This is a genomic window from Nitrospirillum guaranorum, assembly GCF_034653275.1.
GTDB lineage: Bacteria > Pseudomonadota > Alphaproteobacteria > Azospirillales > Azospirillaceae > Nitrospirillum.
In genome coordinates this window covers 757,569-772,860 of record NZ_JAYEES010000004.1, presented here as the reverse complement: position 1 = coordinate 772,860, position 15,292 = coordinate 757,569, and the positions used below count along the sequence as shown (strand labels likewise).

Below are 15,292 nucleotides of genomic sequence, written 5' to 3'. Positions count from 1 at the left end.
TTCCCCGGGGGATGGGCTTTTTTCAATCGCCATGAATAAGACACGGTGCGTGTGACCTCCCATTCGGGGCGAATAGATGGGTGGGTGGAGGATGGGTTATTCACGTAGGGTCCTGCCATGGCTGACGGCCACCGCAATCAGCGCGCTCTCGGCATGCACCGGCCAGCCGGCGCATGCACCGGCGGCCGCCAATAACAGCGAGCCGACCTGCTTCGGTGCGCCATACGCCCTCGACAAGGGCGCGTACGATAGTCAAACGGCACTGGCGGGCGATCCTAGCCCTGTGGAAGAGTTACCTGGACAGGCCCAGCGTATCCAACTGCAAACCCAGCACCTGACTTGGCCCCGAGAAATTGCCGCCATCCGCCGCGGGTACATTTCCCACTTCGCCGGTGGCTTCATTAACGATGGCCTGGTCCACTGGTTGGGCGTGGATCTGGACCGCAAACTGCTGATCGTCGTGGATCGCCGCATCCATAATCCAAAAGGTGAGGGGCCTGCGTTGAAACCGGTCGCCGATCCCACCTTCCGGGAATGGGACCGCGACAGCTACGCCCGTAAATGGACTGACGGCACGATCACGGAGATAGAGGTGGTGTGGCGGACCAAGCTCAACACCGAGGAACTCACCGCCTTCGTTTGCGTCGCCAACGGTTACTGGCGCTCCCCCCGGCCCAAAGATCGTATGGTCCATATGATTTCAGACGCCGTGGCAGCCACCTCGACGCTGCTGGATCGTGCCCAGGACGGCAAGAGGTTGGTTGCGTACAGCCGTACAGTTCCTTATCGGAGTGACGCGTTCGATAGCGTTCTTCGCTTTCCCACTCATCCGCAATCCTACTCCTGGTGATTTTAATCAGGGTGCAGGCCTGCCGCGCTTCGGCCCCAAAGGTCCGTTCTTCACCGGCGGAGCGCGGCATGCTACAGCAATAACCGTAAGATGGATATTTTCCACATCTTTATTCGCGTAATTGCCGGCGGTACCGCCCCATGCATCCCTATCTGCGCTCCTTCCGCCCCACCCAGCCGGCCCTGCCGGCGTTGGGCCGGGCCCGCATCTTCATCGGCGCCTTGCTGGGTATCCTGCTGACCACGCTGGTCAGCCGATGGTGGCTGGGCGGGAACGCCGCCGGCCTGCCCTATCTGGTGGCGCCCATCGGCGCCTCCAGCGTGCTGGTGTTCGCGGCACCCGCCACCCCGCTGGCCCAGCCCTGGGCGGTGTTCGGCGGCAACGTGGTGTCGGGCCTGGCGGGCGTGCTGTGCGCCAGGCTGATCCCCGACCCGGTGCTGGCGGGGGCCTGCGCCGTGGCCCTGGCCGTCCTGGGCATGTCCTGCCTGCGCTGCCTGCACCCACCGGGGGGTGCCGTGGCCTTGACGGCCGTGCTGGGCGGCCCGGCCATCCAGGCGGCGGGCTTCGGCTTCGTCGCCACCCCGGTGGCGGTGAACACGGTCATCCTCATCGCCATGGGCCTGGCCTTCAACAACCTGACCCGCCACCGCTATCCCCATGTGGCCCCCGCCCAGCCGCAGGTCGCCCGCAACAGCGCCGGCTACACCATCGAGGACCTGGACCAGGTGCTGGCCCATTATGGGGAGCAGTTGGACGTCGACCGTGACGACCTGGACGCCGTGTTCCGCCAGGTGGAGGCCCGCGCCTACCAGCGCCGGCATGGCGACATCCGCTGCGGCGCCATCCGATCCCGCGTGCCGGTGGCCGTGGGGCCGGAGGACACGGTGGCGACGGTGCGCGGCCTGATGGCCGACTATCACCTGCGCAGCGTGCCAGTGACGGATGAGGGCGGGCGCCTGCTGGGCGTCATCCCGCCCCTGCCGGCCACCGTCCCCGCCCGCCAGGGTATCCGACACCTGGTGCAGCCGGCCGTGACGGCGCTGGCCACCACGCCGGTGGTCAACATCCTGCCCGCCATGACCGCCGGTGCGCATGAAGCGATGGTGGTGGACGAGGTCGGCCGCCTGGTGGGCATGGTCACGACAGCCGACCTGCTGGCGGCGCTCTATGGCAACGAAGCCATCGCGCTGGCGGGGTAAAGGCGACTACTCGTCGACGCTGGGCAGACTTGGAAGACCTAGACAGCCAATTGGCGGTAGCTTGGTTCCGCACCATGGACAAAAAGCTATCTCGACAACGCTGCTGCCGCCGTCGTGCACAATAATGCCATAGCCGCCACGGACCTGACTGATAAGGGCGTCCGGGCAATCTGAACGATCCGTGTGTACCTTGCAGGACCGATTCAAATCAGCGGCCATGCGGTCGCAGCAGTGGTGGACCATACTCTCCCCCCCCTTGGTTCCCACCAAGGACCTGGTGCCCGAATTCCCAATGTCTCTGGGCATCCAAGCGAGACAGTGCCTGAGGCACGGCACATCAGCGCTGCGCCTTTTCCCGCAGGTCGCGCCATTTGTCGACGTTGCGGTTGTGCTCGGCCAGGGTGGCGGCGAAGGCGTGGCCGCCGCTGCCGTCGGCGACGAAATAGAGATCGTCGCTGACCAGCGGGTTGGCCACGGCGCGCAGGGCCTCGCGCCCCGGGTTGGCGATGGGGCCGGCGGGCAGGCCCGTCACCACATAGGTGTTGTAGGGCGAGTCGATGCCCAGATCGGCATGGGTCAGGGTGCGGTCCAGGGGGCCCGCGCCCTTGGTCAGGATGTAGATGACCGTGGGGTCGGACTGCAGGCGCATGCCCAGCTTCAGCCGGTTGTAGAACACGGCGGCGATGTGCGGCCGTTCCGCCGGCACGCCCGTCTCCTTCTCCACCAGCGAGGCCAGGGTCACCATCTCCGCCGGGGATTTCAGGGCGGCGCCGGACGCACGGGCCTGCCAAATCTCGTCCACCGTCTTGCGCATGGCGGCCTGCATGCGCTCCACCATCTGCGCGCGGCCGTAGTTCAGCCCGAAGAAATAGGTTTCGGGTAGCAGGCTGCCTTCCGCCGGCTTGTCCTTGATGGTGCCTGACAGGGCGGGCTCCGCCTCGATCAACGCCACGATCTGGGCCGAGGTCAGGCCTTCCGGGATGGTCAGCCGGTGCACCACGGTCTTGCCGCTGCGCAGTAGGGCGACCACGTCCTTCAGCGCGATATGGGCCGGAAAGGCGTATTCGCCGGGCTTCAGCGCCTGGCTGCCCACACCCAGCGCGCCGCTGATGCGCACGGCGGCGATGAAGTCGATGTCGCCGCGCACGACGCCGGCCGCCGCCAACGTCTGCCCCATGGCCTGCAGGCCGCCCCGCGACGAGACGACGACGATGCTGTCCTGCGCCAGGGGGCCGGGATCGACATAGCGGTGATAGCCGACCCAGGCCAGCGCGGCCGACACCAGAACGACCAGGGCCGCCGCCTGGAACAGACGGCGGCCCAGGGAAGACGCGGGCCGGGATTGTGGTCCCGGGGCCGGAACCTTGGCGGTCACGAGCCGGTGTATTCCTTGACGATCAGCGAGGCGTTGGTGCCGCCGAACCCGAAGGAGTTCGAGAGGGCGGCGCGCACGCGGCGCTTCTTGGACTTGTGCGGCACCAGGTCGACACCGGCGCACTCGTCGGACGGATTGTCCAGGTTCAGCGTCGGCGGCACTTCCTGGTCGCGGATGGCGAGCACGGAGAAGATGGCCTCGATGGCGCCGGCCGCCCCCAGCAAGTGGCCGGTGGCCGACTTGGTGGAGGACATGGAGGCGGTGGTCAGGGCATCGCCGAACAGGCGCTTCACGGCGCCCAGCTCGATCAGGTCGCCCAGGGGCGTGGAGGTGCCGTGGGCGTTGACGTAATCGATGTCCGCCGGGGTCATGCCGGCGCGCTTCAGCGCCATGGCCATGGAGCGGTAGCCACCGTTGCCGTCATCCGCCGGGGCGGTGATGTGGTGGGCGTCGCCCGACAGGCCGTAGCCCACGACCTCGGCGTAAATCTTGGCGCCACGGGCCTTGGCGTGCTCCAACTCCTCCAGGACGACGACGCCGGCGCCTTCACCCATGACGAAGCCGTCACGGTCCTTGTCATAGGGGCGGGAGGCCTTCTCCGGCGTCTCATTGAAGCCGGTGGACAGCGCGCGGGCGGCGGCGAAGCCGGCCACGCCCAGGCGGTTGATCGCGGCCTCGGCGCCACCGGCGACCATCACGTCGGCGTCATCCCACATGATCAGGCGCGCGGCGTCGCCGATGGCGTGCGCGCCGGTGGAGCAGGCGGTGACGGCCGAATGGTTCGGGCCCTTGAAGCCGTGGATGATCGACACGTGGCCGGAGACCAGGTTGATCAGGGCCGACGGGATGAAGAAGGGGGAGATGCGGCGCGGGCCCTTCTCGGCCAGCAGCAGCGACGTCTCATAGATGGCGGACAGGCCGCCGATGCCGGAGCCGATCATGACGCCGGTGCGCTCACGATCCTCTTCCGACTGCGGCTCCCAGCCGCTGTCCTTCACCGCCTCGGCCGCCGCGGCGACGCCGTAGATGATGAAGTCGTCCATCTTCTTCTGGTCCTTGGGCGGGACCGTCAGATCGGGGTTGAAGGTGCCGTTGGTGCCGTCGCCCCGGGGAACCATGCCACCAATCTTGGCCGGCAGGTCGGACACGTCGAAGGTGTCGATGGCGCGGATACCCGACTTGCCGTCGAGCAGCTGTTTCCACGAGTGCTCAACGCCCGTTCCCAGAGGGGTAACCAACCCGAGACCGGTGATGACGACGCGACGCATGGGTCAGACCTGTACCTAGTTCCAGAAGAAATAAGGGCCTGGAATCGGACTCGAGAAGGATCCCGAAGATCCGGTGTTCGCCTAGGCCCCGCAAAACCAGCAAGGGCTTTTCCGGTTCCAGACGCCACGCCAGCGCGGTATTGGCGGCGCGGCGTCTGAAGCCCGGGAAAGTAGGGGATCAGCCCTGCTTGCTGGAAATGAAGTCGATGGCGTCCTTCACGGTCAGGATCTTCTCCGCCGCGTCGTCCGGGATCTCGATCCCGAACTCTTCCTCGAAGGCCATGACGAGTTCAACGGTGTCGAGGCTGTCGGCACCCAGATCGTCGATGAAGCTGGCGGTGTCGGTGACCTTGCCCTCTTCCACACCCAGGTGCTCGACGACGATCTTCTTCACCCGTTCGGCGATGTCGCTCATTTCCTATACCTTCCCGAATTTCAAAGTTGGGGTTGTTTACTGACTTGTTCTGATCGGCGTGGGCACGTCCGGCAGGACGAATTCGAGCGCCCATCCTTTGGAAAAGTGCCGTCAGATACCACAGGTAGGCGCATCTTGCCTAGCGCCCGCTGGCCCTTGGACACTCAACAAAGGGGGACACCCTCGCCAAGATTGGGCCCCGCCGATACTTAGGGGCGCGTCGCGAAAGGACAAGCCCCCATGACCCGCGGGAACCCGATCAGATCATGGCCATGCCGCCGTTGACGTGCAGCGTCTGGCCGGTGACGTAGCCCGCCTCGGTGGAGGCCAGGTAGAGCACGGCGGACGCGATCTCGTCCGGCGTGCCCAGGCGACCGGCCGGCACGCCGGCGGTCAGCTTTTCCTTCTGCGCGTCGGGCAGCACGTCGGTCATCGCGGTGGCGATGAAGCCGGGCGCCACGCAGTTGGCGGTGATGTTGCGCGAGGCGACCTCGGCCGCCAGGGCCTTGGTCATGCCGATCATGCCGGCCTTGCTGGCGGCATAGTTGACCTGGCCCGGGTTGCCGGTGACGCCGACGATGGAGGTGATGCCGATGATGCGGCCCCAGCGGCGCTTCATCATGCCCTTCACCAGCGCGCGCGACAGGCGGAAGGCCGCCGTCAGGTTCACGTCGATGACCGACGCCCAGTCCTCATCCTTCATGCGCAGGATCAGGCCGTCGCGGGTCAGGCCGGCGTTGTTCACCAGGATGTCCACCTGGCCCAGCTTGGCCTCCGCATCCTTGGCCAGGGCCTCCACGGCCTCCGGATCGGACAGGTTGGCGGGCACGACCACGGCGCGGCCGCCCAGCTCGGCGGCCAGGGCCTCCAGGGCCTCGACCTTGGTGCCGGACAGGGCGACGGTGGCCCCGGCCTGGTGCAGGGTGCGGGCGATGGCGGCGCCAATGCCGCCCGAGGCGCCGGTGACGAGCGCGGTCTTGCCGGTCAAATCGAACATGGGATGTTCCCTATCGTTCTCTATGAGGGGTTCAGGCTCAGGCCTTGAGGAAGGCGTCGATGTCGGCGGGCAAGCCCAGCGACACGGCCGTCATGTCCTTGTCGATGCGCTTGGCCATGCCGGCCAGCACCTTGCCGGCGCCCAGCTCCACCAACTGTTCCACGCCCTGTTCCTTCATGAACAGCACGCTTTCGCGCCAGCGCACGGAACCGGTGACCTGCTCCACCAGCAGGTGGCGGATCTCGGCGGGGTCGGTCACGGTGCTGGCGATGACGTTGGCCACCAGCGGCACGCGCGGCGCCTGGATGGCGGTGTCGGCCAGGGCCTCGGCCATGGCGTCGGCCGCCGGCTGCATCAGGGGGCAATGGAAGGGGGCGGACACCGGCAGCAGCACGGCCCGCTTGAACCCGCGCTCGGCCGCGATGGCGATGGCGCGCTCCACGGCCGACTTGTGGCCGCTGATGACCACCTGGCCGGGGGCGTTGTCGTTGGCGGCGGTGCAGACCTCACCCTGGGCGGCGTCCTGGGCGATGGCGCGGGCGGCCTCGAAATCGGCGCCGATGATGGCGGCCATGGCGCCCACGCCCACCGGCACGGCGCGCTGCATGCTCTGCCCGCGCAGCTTCAGCAGGCGGGCGGTGTCGGCCAGGGTCAGGGCCCCGGCGGCGCAGAGGGCGGAGTACTCACCCAGCGAGTGGCCGGCGACGAAGCGGGCGGCCTTGGCCAGCTCCAGCCCGCCGTCCTTCTCCAGCACCCGGGCCACGGCCACGGACACGGCCATCAGGGCCGGCTGGGCGTTCTCGGTCAGGGTCAGCTCGTCCAGCGGCCCCTCGAACATCAGGGCGGACAGCTTCTGCTTCAGCGCCTCATCCACCTCGCCGAACACATCGCGGGCGGTGGCGAAGGCGTCGGCCAAGTCCCGGCCCATACCCACAGCCTGGCTGCCCTGGCCGGGAAACACGAAAGCGCGAATCATGTGCGAATACCCTGGAAGCTCAATTCCGGTGCGATGCCCCGTGCCCCATACACGGGCCACGGTGGAAAACCCCGCCGCAGCCTGACGCCGGCACCGCAAGTCGCGCCATGCATACCGCCTGCAATCAATCTGTCAATCATCATTGCGGGCACCAATGCAGGAAGCGGCCCGGGGTTGACGTGGGCTGCGCCTGGGTTTTCGGCCTGTTCCGATGCCGATCAGGCCGCCGTCCAGGGAATGAAGGGCCGGCCATGGCCCTCCGGCGTGTCGGGACTGAGGAAGGTCCGCAGCGCCTCGGCCGACACCTCGGCCTCCGCCGCGATGCGGCGCGCCAGTTCCGCGGCGGCGGTGCGCATGCGTCCCGGTGGCCGGTCCAGCCAATAACTGGTGGGGTTCAGCGCCGTGCGCGGGTCCACCGGCACCACCCGGCCGCTGCGCAGCTTGGAGCGCACCAGCGGCGGCCGGGCCAGGGCGATGCCCAGGCCGCAGACGCAGGCGTCCAGCACCAAGTTGTAATCCTCGAACCGCCGGTCCTGCGGGCGCGGCTTGTAGTCCAGGCCGTGGGCCGCGAACCAGGTGCGCCAGCCCGACGCGTCGGAGTCGTGGATCAGGGGGAAAGCCAGCAGCCGTTCCGGATCGCCCTCGCCGATCTCGGCGGCCAGGCCGGGCGCCGCCAGGGGATAGCACCATTCCTCGAACAGCTTCAGCGAAACACGGGCCGGCATGGCACCCCAGCCGCAGCGGATGGCCAGATCCATGCCCTCGTCCGCCAGGTCCAGCGCGCGATGGTCCACCGACAGCAAGATTCGGAGTGCCCCGCCGGGGTCCGTCTCCCTACCTTCCAGGCTTGCGAGCCGTGGCATGAGCCACAGCCCGCAGATGGAAGGCAGCGAGGTCAGCCGCACCACCGCCGTCCCCCGGGGTTCCGTCCAACGGTTGGAGGTGTCGGCGATGAGGGCGAAGGCCTCGGCGGTGCGCTGGAACAGGCGCTGTCCGTCCGGCGTCACCACCACGCCGCGCGCCTGGCGATGGAACAGGCGCAGGCCCAGCCATTGCTCCAGCTTGGCGATCTGCCGGCTGACGGCGCCATGGGTGACGTTCAGGGACTCCGCCGCGGCGGAGAAACTGCCTGTGCGGGCCGCAGCCTCGAACGCGCGCAGCGCGTCCAGGGGCGGCAAAGGATGGGAGCTGTGATCCATGCTCACAGTTGGCTGCCGATTTCGTCGATTGTCAATCAGCTGCAACCAGGGCGTACTAACGCCGTATCGTTCCGCATCTCCCGTGTGAATGCCTTCCCCCCGTGTGAAAGCGCCCCCCCGATGTCCGCCACGCCGCTCGCCCCCACCTGTGACTCCGCTGCAACCGTCGGCCTCGCGCCCTCCAAGGGGAACCGACTGGACGGCGGCACCCTGGCCATCGTGGTGGTCACCGTCATCATCTGGGCGTCCGCCTTCGCCGCCATCCGGGCCGGCCTCAAGGCCTTTGGCCCGTTGGAGCTGGGGGCGGCCCGATTCTCCATCGCGGCGGTGCCGGCGGCCCTGTACCTGCTCCTCAGCCGGCCGGCGCTGCCGCGCCTGGCGGAGGTGTGGCGCTTCGCCACCGGCGGACTGCTGTTCGTGGCGCTGTACACCGCGCTTCTGAACATGGGGGAGCGCACGGTGTCCTCCGGCGCCGCCGCCTTCATCATCAACATCAACCCCATCATCACCGCCGTGCTGGCCTCCTTCCTGCTGGGGGAGCGATTCGGCCGCTGGGGCTGGGTCGGTACCGCCGTGTCCTTCAGCGGCATCGGCCTCATCGCGCTAAACGAGACAATGGGGAATGAGGCGGTGGGCGGCGGCACCGGCCTGCAGCTGGGCTGGGGCGCCCTGCTGGTGCTGGGGGCCGCCCTATGCAATTCCATCACCACCGTGGTGCAGAAGCCGCTGTTCACCCGGCACAAGCCCCTGACCGTGTCGGCCAGCAACATGGTGGTCGGCGCCCTGGCCCTGTCGCCCTGGCTGCCCGGCGCCTACGCCCAGGCGCAAACCGCCCCCCTGCCCGGCCTGATGGCGGCGCTGTACCTGGGCGTTATGCCCAGCCTGGTCGCCTACGCCACCTGGACCATCGTGCTGTCGCGCATGCCCGCCGCCCGCGCCAGCAACTTCCTCTACTGCGCCCCGCCCCTGGCCATGCTGCTGGGCTATGTGTGGCTGGGCGAGGTGCCGACCCTGATGGGTGTCGTCGGCGGCCTGATGGCCCTGGGCGGCGTCGCCATCGTAAACCTGAAACGCTGACCTTATCGCCTTAAGATAAGGGGGAATTCCGTTTCGGCGGGGCCGGCGCGACGGTAGAATGCGCCCGTCCCGCCTACCCTGCCGCCCGCCCCCGTCCCATGCCCCTGCCCAGGCCCCGGATCCTCCTGGCCGTCCTGATCCTGATGTGTGCCGGCGCCACGGCGGCGAGCCTGGTGCCGTCCCGCCCCGCGCCCGTTTCCGCTCCTCTGTCCGCCCCCTTGCCTAACGACATTTATGTCTGGCAGCGCGCCTGGACCCCGGCCCTGGGCCAAGCCATGGACCGCGCGGCACCGGACATCGCCGCCTGGCGGGTGCTGGCGGCGGAGGTGTCCGCGGAGGGGCGCGTGGCGTCCGTGCTGCTGAACGACGGGCGGTTGGAGGCCTTGCGCGCGCATCTGGCCGGGCGGCCCGTCATCCTGGTGGTGCGCATCGACGGCCGCCTGGGCGACACCGATCCCGCCCCCCTTGTGGCGACGGCCCTGGCGCCGCTGGAGCGCTGGCGCCAGGCCGGCGTCGCGGTGGCGGGGCTGGAGATCGACCATGACTGCCCGACATCACGCCTGCCCTTCTATGCCCGCTTCCTGACGGGCCTGCGCGCGCGGCTGGCCAGTGGGGAGCTGGACGGCACGCGCCTGTCCATCACCGCCCTGCCCACCTGGCTGCCGGCCCCGGCCCTGGCCGACGTGGTGGCCGTGCCGGATGAGGTGGTGCTGCAGGTCCATGCCGTGGCCGCGCCCACCGACGGGCTGTTCAACCCCGCCCAGGCGGCCCGCTGGGTGGCCGCCTATGCCCGGCGCTTCACCACACCCTTCCGCGTGGCCCTGCCCGACTATGGCGCGCGGGTCAGCTGGAGCGCCGACGACAGCCTAGCGACGGTGGAGGGGGAAACGCCCCTGCTGGCCGGCGGCGCGCACGCCAATGAATTGATGGCCCGGCCCGCCGATGTGGCGGCCTTCCTGAACGACCTGCGCGCCAAGGCGCCACCCAACCTCAAAGGCATCGCCTGGTTCCGCCTGCCCACCGCCGATGACCGCCGCGCCTGGTCGCTGGCCACCTGGGCGGCCGTGGCGCGGGGGGAGACGCCCACCGGCCATGTCGTGGCGCGGGCCGAGGCCACGGCGACGCCCGGCCTGTCGTCCATGGTGCTGGCCAATGACGGTACGGCCGATGCCGAGTTGCCATCCGGCCTGGACCTGCCCGCCGCCTGCCCCCTGGGCGACGGCGCCAACGGCTATGCCCGCGATCCCCTGGCCCCCCAGGCCGCCCCCCGCCTGGTGCGCCTGTCCCCCGGCCTGCTGCCGCCCGGCGGGCGCCGGGCCGTGGGCTGGCTGCGCTGTCCCGATTCCCCCTCACCCCCGGTGATCCATGTCCGCCCGTAAGCATCGCGTCCTTACCCTGTCCGTCCTGTTGCTGACCGGTGCCGCCGGCATCGCCATCGCCTGCGGACCCGACTTCCCCTGGCAGTTGCTGGACCGGCGCGAGGTGACGCTGGCGGAGACGCCGGCCAACCCCTTCGCCTGGGAGGCGGCACACCTGGTGGCCGCCCCCGCCGACATCATGAAGGCGGTGGAGAACCGCTGGGCGACCGAGGACACGCGCGCCAAGCTGCGCACCGACGCCGAAACGACGGGCTTGCCGGCCGACGCGCCGGGCTTGGTCGCCGCCATGCGCGCTGCCGGGGACGGCGACAAGGCCTATGCCCTCGGGGAAAAGCTGCCGGCCGCCGTGCGGCTCTACACCGCCGCCGCCGTGGATTACCGGACCGGCCGGCTGGACCAGGCCGCCGCCCGCTTCCAGGCCGTGCTGGACCTGCCGGCGGCGGAGGCGTCACCCCGCGCCGTCTGGGCCGCCTACATGCTGGGCCGGGTGGCGATGCGGCGTGACCAGGCAGACGCGGCGGTGGCCGCCTTCGCCAAGGCCCGCGCCCTGGCCCAGGGCGGCGCCACCGATCCATTGGGCCTGGGCGTCGCCAGCCTGGGGGAGGAAGCGCGCGTGCGCCTGGCGCAGGCGGGGCTGTCCCTGGTGACGACGGCCGAGACGGACGACGACACGGTAGCAGGCAGCCTGCCGGCCACCCTGCGGCTGGAGGCGACCAAGCCGCTGGACGGGGCCGCCCTGTCCCAGGCCATCACCCTCTATGCCCAGCAGGCGGCCCACAATTCCTACAACGGCGTATCGTCCCTCAACATCATCGCGCTTTACCTGCTGGAGAATCCGGATCCGCTGAAGGCCGTCATCACCGACCCGCTGGTGCAGCGCCTGCTGGCCGCCCATGTGCTGGCGTTCGAGGAGGATGCACCGCGCCAGGCCAAGGAATGGGACGCCCGGCGGCATGACCCCAGCGAGGCGTACAAGGCCCCGTCCACCCCGCATCTGGCGGCGCTGACCACCGCCCTGGCGGTGGCCCATATCGGGGATGCCGGCGGCCCGGCGCCGGCCGCCGCCGACCAGTTGGCGGCCCTGGCCTACCGCAAGGGCGACTATGACTTGGCCGGCCGCCTGGCGGCGATGAGGCCGGGACCGCTGGCCAGCTGGGTCCAGGCCAAGCTGGCCCTGCAGAACGGCGACCTGGCGCAGGCGGCAAAGCTCTACGCTCAAGCGTCCGCCGCCTTCCCCACCACGGGTCCCACCGCCGGCGACAGCCCCCAAGGAAGCGCCCTGTCGGCGGCGGAACGCGGCCGTCTGGCCGGTGAAGGCGGCACGGTGGCCCTGGCGCGGGGCGAATACGTGGCGGCGCTGGACCAGCTGATGCCCATGGCCGACACCTATTGGGGCGACGTGGTGCACATCGCGGAGCGGGTGCTGACCGTTGATGAGCTGAAGGCCTACGTCGACGCCAAGGTGCCGGCCAGCGTCGTCGCCGGCTGGACGCGGACGGTCGACAACAAGCAGTGGCCCAACACCCTGCTGGACACCATGGGCGTGGGATACAAATACGATGAGGAGGCGGACCGCCTGCGCTACCAGGGCGCGCCCCTGGCCTTGCGCAGCCTGCTGGCCCGCCGCCTGATGCGGGCGGGACGGGGCAAGGAGGCGCTGGCCTATTATCACAACCCGGCGGTGGCCAAGGACGCCCGCGCCTATCTGGACGCGCGGGACGATGCCGGCGGCGCCTGGTGGGGCGCCAGCCGCGCCCGCGCCTGGTTCCAGGCGGCGCAGCTGGCGCGGACCCGGGGCATGGAGATCATGGGAACGGAAGGCGTGCCGGACGGGGCCGCCCTGCAAGGCGCCTACGATTTCGGCATCGGCCAGGCCATGCTGCCACCCGCCGGGGCCGCCTACGTCACCGACGGGGAACGTAAGCGCTTCGCCGACAGCGCGCCGCAGCCGGACCAGCGCTTCCACTATCGCTTCATCGCGACCGACGCCGCCGAGCATGCGGCCGACCAGCTGCCGCGCACCAGCCAGGCCTATGCCGCCACCCTGTGCTGGGCGGTGGCGTATGCGCAGGATCAGAGGATCGCCACCTGGACCGACGATCCCGCCACCATCGAGGATCCCTACTGGCAGTCCGTCGTTCGCCGCATCATCGAGCGCGACAAGCAGGCTCAAGGCCGGGTGGCCGCGCTATATCAGCGTTACCTGAAGACCGGGCCGCACCAGGCCTGGGCGGCGCATTTCGGCCGGGCCTGCCCGGCACCGGATTTCGACGCCGCCGCCAAGGAATGGTGGCAGGCGCCCGCCCGTCAGGTCCACCGCTGGATCCGGCACAACCACCGCAAGGCCCTGGTGGGCGGTGCCGCGATCCTGGCGGTTCTGGCGGCCGGCACCGCCCTGCTGCTGGTCCGCCGCCGGCGCCCCCCCATCAGCTGAGGAAGTAGGCCAGTTCCTTACCCTTGTCCCCGGACAGGTAGGCGTCCTGCCATTGGTCGTTGGTGGACAGGAAACCGCCCTGCGGGGTGGTGGGTACCGGCTGGCCCTTCAGCAGGGCGTCGCGCTCCCGCTCTTCCAGGATGGCACGCTGGCGGTAGTGTTCATAGACGTCCAGGACATGGACGGCATAGGCCTGGGCCAGCGGCTGGTTGCCCTGGATGATCAGCAAGTTGTCGTCGTTGGCGTAGGAGGCCTTGTAGCCCAGGTTGTGGCTACCGGTGATGACGACGCAGTCGGGCGAGAAGGGGTCGATCACCACGATCTTGTCGTGGATGATGGCGGCGCCGGCGGTCAGCAGCTCCGGCTGCAGATCGCCCGTGGGCATGTCGATGGCGGCGGCGCGCACCACCAGCACCTGCGGCGCGTCCTTGGGCGCGTAGACGGAGGGCTTGGGGATCTTGGCGCCCTGGGCATCCGTATCGTCGCTCCCGTCATCGCCACTGGCGGTGTCCCCCTCGATGGGCAGCGCCTGCGGGCTGCTGACGGCGCCCATGACCATCAGGTCGGGGCGCTGCTTGCCCAGGTCCACCGCCGCCTCGATGATGCTCTGCTTGCCCTCGACGGAAGGGTAGAAGGTCAGAAACAGGATGGCGTGCCGCGCCTGGTCCATCAGCTGGAACACGTCGGCCAGGTCCGGCGGCGTGGCCGCGGTCTTGGTGGTGGCCAGCGTGGTGGGCGCGCACCAGACGCGGGGGTTGGCGCCGGCATCGGGATAGGCATGGCCGTCCGCCCGGCGCAGGGGCTTTTGCTGCACATTGTGGTTGGGGGCGCCGGTGTCCGCCTGCGCGGGGAAGCTGGCCGTGTCCGTCTTCAGCCGGTTCCAGTAATCCAGGTAGGCCTGCGCCAGGGCGGTGTCCTGGGTGATGATGGTGTTGTTGGACTGGGTGCACAGGCCCGTGGGCGTCCAATTGGTGCTGCCGGTCAACAGGGCCAGGGGCCTGTCGTTCGCGTCCGTGCGCACCAGGAACTTGTTATGACCGATGTGGGCGCTGTTGTTGAACAGCCGGTCGATGACCTCCCCCGCCGTGCCGTGCAGGGCCTGGCGCGCCGCCTGGTTGGTGCGGTCCCAAGCGGGATTGGTCTTCGTCGCCTCCCCCGCCGTCGACAGGATCAGGTGCAGACGGTCGCCCAGGCCCGTCAGGCCGGCCAGCAGCTCCTGGTCCGATAGCTCATACAGGGCGGCATAAACCTTGTCGCCCGCGCCCACCTGGCCCAGGAAGCCGGTCAGGGTGGGTAGCACGTCCCCCGTCAGGAAGGTGCGGATGGCGTTGCCCGGCTGTTTCACCTGATCCAGCACATAGCCCTTGCTGGGCGCCTGGCCGGCGGGGGTGTGCAATTGCTGGCGCAGATTCTGCGTCGACAGGATGCCGTTGGTGAAGACGGCGGTGAAATCCCCATAGGTCCAGGTGACGGTGATGGCGTTGGTCTCCACCGCGTCGCCGCAGATGAATAGCGGTCGGGGCGCGCCGGTGTAGGCGCCGGGCTGGGCGCTGCTGAAGGTTTCCGTCCGCTTGATCCAGTCGGTCGCCGCCTCCCGCCCGGGCGCCGCGTAGCCGACGGGGATGATCTCGTAATGGCAGGTGAAGGGCTGGCGCACCGACAGGCTGGCGCGGCTGCGCCGCAGGGTCAGGTCGCGCCAGGAGAATTTCTGAATGGGCCAGACGCTGCTGTCCTGCTGTTGCCAATTGGGATTGGACTGGTCCTTGAACGCCACCCAGGTGGGCAGCAGGCGGCGTTCGCCATCTTCGTGCACGCGCACGATCATGAAACCCAACAGGCCGTCGATGCGCGCCATGGGGCGCCATGCCAGGTAAGCCACTTCATTGTTGCACCAGGCGCGCGCGGGCACTTCGGACGCGGGAACCTCAGACGCGGCAATGGGGGGCATGGCCCACCTCCATCATGACGGTGATGCCTCATGGTGCGCCTGGTATGTGACGGCCACGACCATAGCGTGCATCCCTGTCGGTGTACCTCCTTGGATGGGTTCTGGCTTGGGTGGGTTCGGCGATCGCGGCACCATCGACGCCGGCCCAGCCGGCAGGCTAGTCTCCGCCTGTCAC

At 69.2% G+C, this 15,292-nt stretch carries 13 protein-coding genes; 5 read left to right on the top strand and 8 right to left on the bottom strand.

Annotated features, from left to right (window positions below; translation table 11 throughout):
• Positions 1-91: 91 nt before the first annotated feature.
• Together UAJ10_RS25165 and UAJ10_RS25160 are read left to right on the top strand one after the other, a co-directional pair.
• The gene (locus UAJ10_RS25165; protein ID WP_322917999.1) at positions 92-850 is read left to right on the top strand and encodes a hypothetical protein; all 759 of its coding nucleotides are present in this window, start codon (positions 92-94) and stop codon (positions 848-850) included.
• A gap of 140 nt (positions 851-990) precedes the next feature.
• Positions 991-2,049, top strand: coding sequence for an HPP family protein (locus UAJ10_RS25160; protein ID WP_322917998.1), 1,059 nt, complete (start codon positions 991-993; stop codon positions 2,047-2,049).
• Between the two features lie 6 nt (positions 2,050-2,055).
• Here the strand turns inward: UAJ10_RS25160 and UAJ10_RS29960 are convergent, their stop codons facing one another.
• The 7 genes from UAJ10_RS29960 to UAJ10_RS25130 form a co-directional block, all read right to left on the bottom strand.
• Positions 2,056-2,292: a DUF6980 family protein gene (locus tag UAJ10_RS29960; RefSeq protein WP_416235404.1), complete on the bottom strand. Its 237-nt coding sequence runs from the start codon at positions 2,290-2,292 to the stop codon at positions 2,056-2,058.
• 94 nt (positions 2,293-2,386) lie between these two features.
• Positions 2,387-3,424: an endolytic transglycosylase MltG gene (gene mltG, locus UAJ10_RS25155; protein ID WP_322917997.1), complete on the bottom strand. Its 1,038-nt coding sequence runs from the start codon at positions 3,422-3,424 to the stop codon at positions 2,387-2,389.
• Complete coding sequence (gene fabF, locus UAJ10_RS25150; RefSeq protein ID WP_322917995.1) at positions 3,421-4,692, bottom strand: beta-ketoacyl-ACP synthase II; 1,272 nt, start codon at positions 4,690-4,692, stop codon at positions 3,421-3,423. The genes mltG and fabF overlap by 4 nt, the downstream gene beginning before the upstream one ends.
• 178 nt (positions 4,693-4,870) lie before the next feature.
• Positions 4,871-5,107, bottom strand: a complete 237-nt coding sequence (locus UAJ10_RS25145; RefSeq protein WP_004272228.1) for an acyl carrier protein — start codon at positions 5,105-5,107, stop codon at positions 4,871-4,873.
• 259 nt (positions 5,108-5,366) lie between these two features.
• Complete coding sequence (gene fabG, locus UAJ10_RS25140) at positions 5,367-6,104, bottom strand: 3-oxoacyl-[acyl-carrier-protein] reductase (protein ID WP_322917994.1); 738 nt, start codon at positions 6,102-6,104, stop codon at positions 5,367-5,369.
• A gap of 37 nt (positions 6,105-6,141) precedes the next feature.
• Positions 6,142-7,080, bottom strand: coding sequence for an ACP S-malonyltransferase (fabD, locus tag UAJ10_RS25135; protein WP_322917993.1), 939 nt, complete (start codon positions 7,078-7,080; stop codon positions 6,142-6,144).
• 218 nt (positions 7,081-7,298) lie between these two features.
• The gene (locus UAJ10_RS25130; protein ID WP_322919053.1) at positions 7,299-8,279 is read right to left on the bottom strand and encodes a LysR family transcriptional regulator; all 981 of its coding nucleotides are present in this window, start codon (positions 8,277-8,279) and stop codon (positions 7,299-7,301) included.
• Positions 8,280-8,399: 120 nt separating this feature from the next.
• On the opposite strand from UAJ10_RS25130, the gene UAJ10_RS25125 reads away from it, so the two are divergent.
• The 3 genes from UAJ10_RS25125 (at position 8,400) to UAJ10_RS25115 (ending at position 13,169) form a co-directional block, all read left to right on the top strand.
• Positions 8,400-9,356 (top strand): DMT family transporter, encoded by a 957-nt coding sequence (locus UAJ10_RS25125; RefSeq protein WP_322917992.1) that lies wholly within the window; start codon positions 8,400-8,402, stop codon positions 9,354-9,356.
• A gap of 98 nt (positions 9,357-9,454) precedes the next feature.
• Positions 9,455-10,735 carry a DUF3142 domain-containing protein gene (locus tag UAJ10_RS25120; protein WP_322917991.1) on the top strand — a complete coding sequence of 427 codons (1,281 nt, stop codon included), beginning with the start codon at positions 9,455-9,457 and terminating at the stop codon, positions 10,733-10,735.
• Complete coding sequence (locus UAJ10_RS25115) at positions 10,722-13,169, top strand: hypothetical protein (RefSeq protein ID WP_322917990.1); 2,448 nt, start codon at positions 10,722-10,724, stop codon at positions 13,167-13,169. The genes UAJ10_RS25120 and UAJ10_RS25115 overlap by 14 nt, the downstream gene beginning before the upstream one ends.
• Here the strand turns inward: UAJ10_RS25115 and UAJ10_RS25110 are convergent.
• Complete coding sequence (locus UAJ10_RS25110) at positions 13,162-15,117, bottom strand: phospholipase D-like domain-containing protein (RefSeq protein ID WP_322917989.1); 1,956 nt, start codon at positions 15,115-15,117, stop codon at positions 13,162-13,164. The genes UAJ10_RS25115 and UAJ10_RS25110 overlap by 8 nt on opposite strands.
• Positions 15,118-15,292: the final 175 nt, after the last annotated feature.

Bases quoted from the DNA above. Each gene is read 5' to 3' on its own strand.
- UAJ10_RS25165 (WP_322917999.1), top strand. From the start codon at position 92: ATGGGTTATTCACGTAGGGTCCTGCCATGGCTGACGGCCACCGCAATC.
- UAJ10_RS25160 (WP_322917998.1), top strand. From the start codon at position 991: ATGCATCCCTATCTGCGCTCCTTCCGCCCCACCCAGCCGGCCCTGCCG.
- UAJ10_RS29960 (WP_416235404.1), bottom strand. From the start codon at position 2,292: ATGGTCCACCACTGCTGCGACCGCATGGCCGCTGATTTGAATCGGTCC.
- fabF (WP_322917995.1), bottom strand. From the start codon at position 4,692: ATGCGTCGCGTCGTCATCACCGGTCTCGGGTTGGTTACCCCTCTGGGA.
- UAJ10_RS25145 (WP_004272228.1), bottom strand. From the start codon at position 5,107: ATGAGCGACATCGCCGAACGGGTGAAGAAGATCGTCGTCGAGCACCTG.
- fabG (WP_322917994.1), bottom strand. From the start codon at position 6,104: ATGTTCGATTTGACCGGCAAGACCGCGCTCGTCACCGGCGCCTCGGGC.
- fabD (WP_322917993.1), bottom strand. From the start codon at position 7,080: ATGATTCGCGCTTTCGTGTTTCCCGGCCAGGGCAGCCAGGCTGTGGGT.
- UAJ10_RS25130 (WP_322919053.1), bottom strand. From the start codon at position 8,279: ATGGATCACAGCTCCCATCCTTTGCCGCCCCTGGACGCGCTGCGCGCG.
- UAJ10_RS25125 (WP_322917992.1), top strand. From the start codon at position 8,400: ATGTCCGCCACGCCGCTCGCCCCCACCTGTGACTCCGCTGCAACCGTC.
- UAJ10_RS25120 (WP_322917991.1), top strand. From the start codon at position 9,455: ATGCCCCTGCCCAGGCCCCGGATCCTCCTGGCCGTCCTGATCCTGATG.
- UAJ10_RS25115 (WP_322917990.1), top strand. From the start codon at position 10,722: ATGTCCGCCCGTAAGCATCGCGTCCTTACCCTGTCCGTCCTGTTGCTG.
- UAJ10_RS25110 (WP_322917989.1), bottom strand. From the start codon at position 15,117: ATGCCCCCCATTGCCGCGTCTGAGGTTCCCGCGTCCGAAGTGCCCGCG.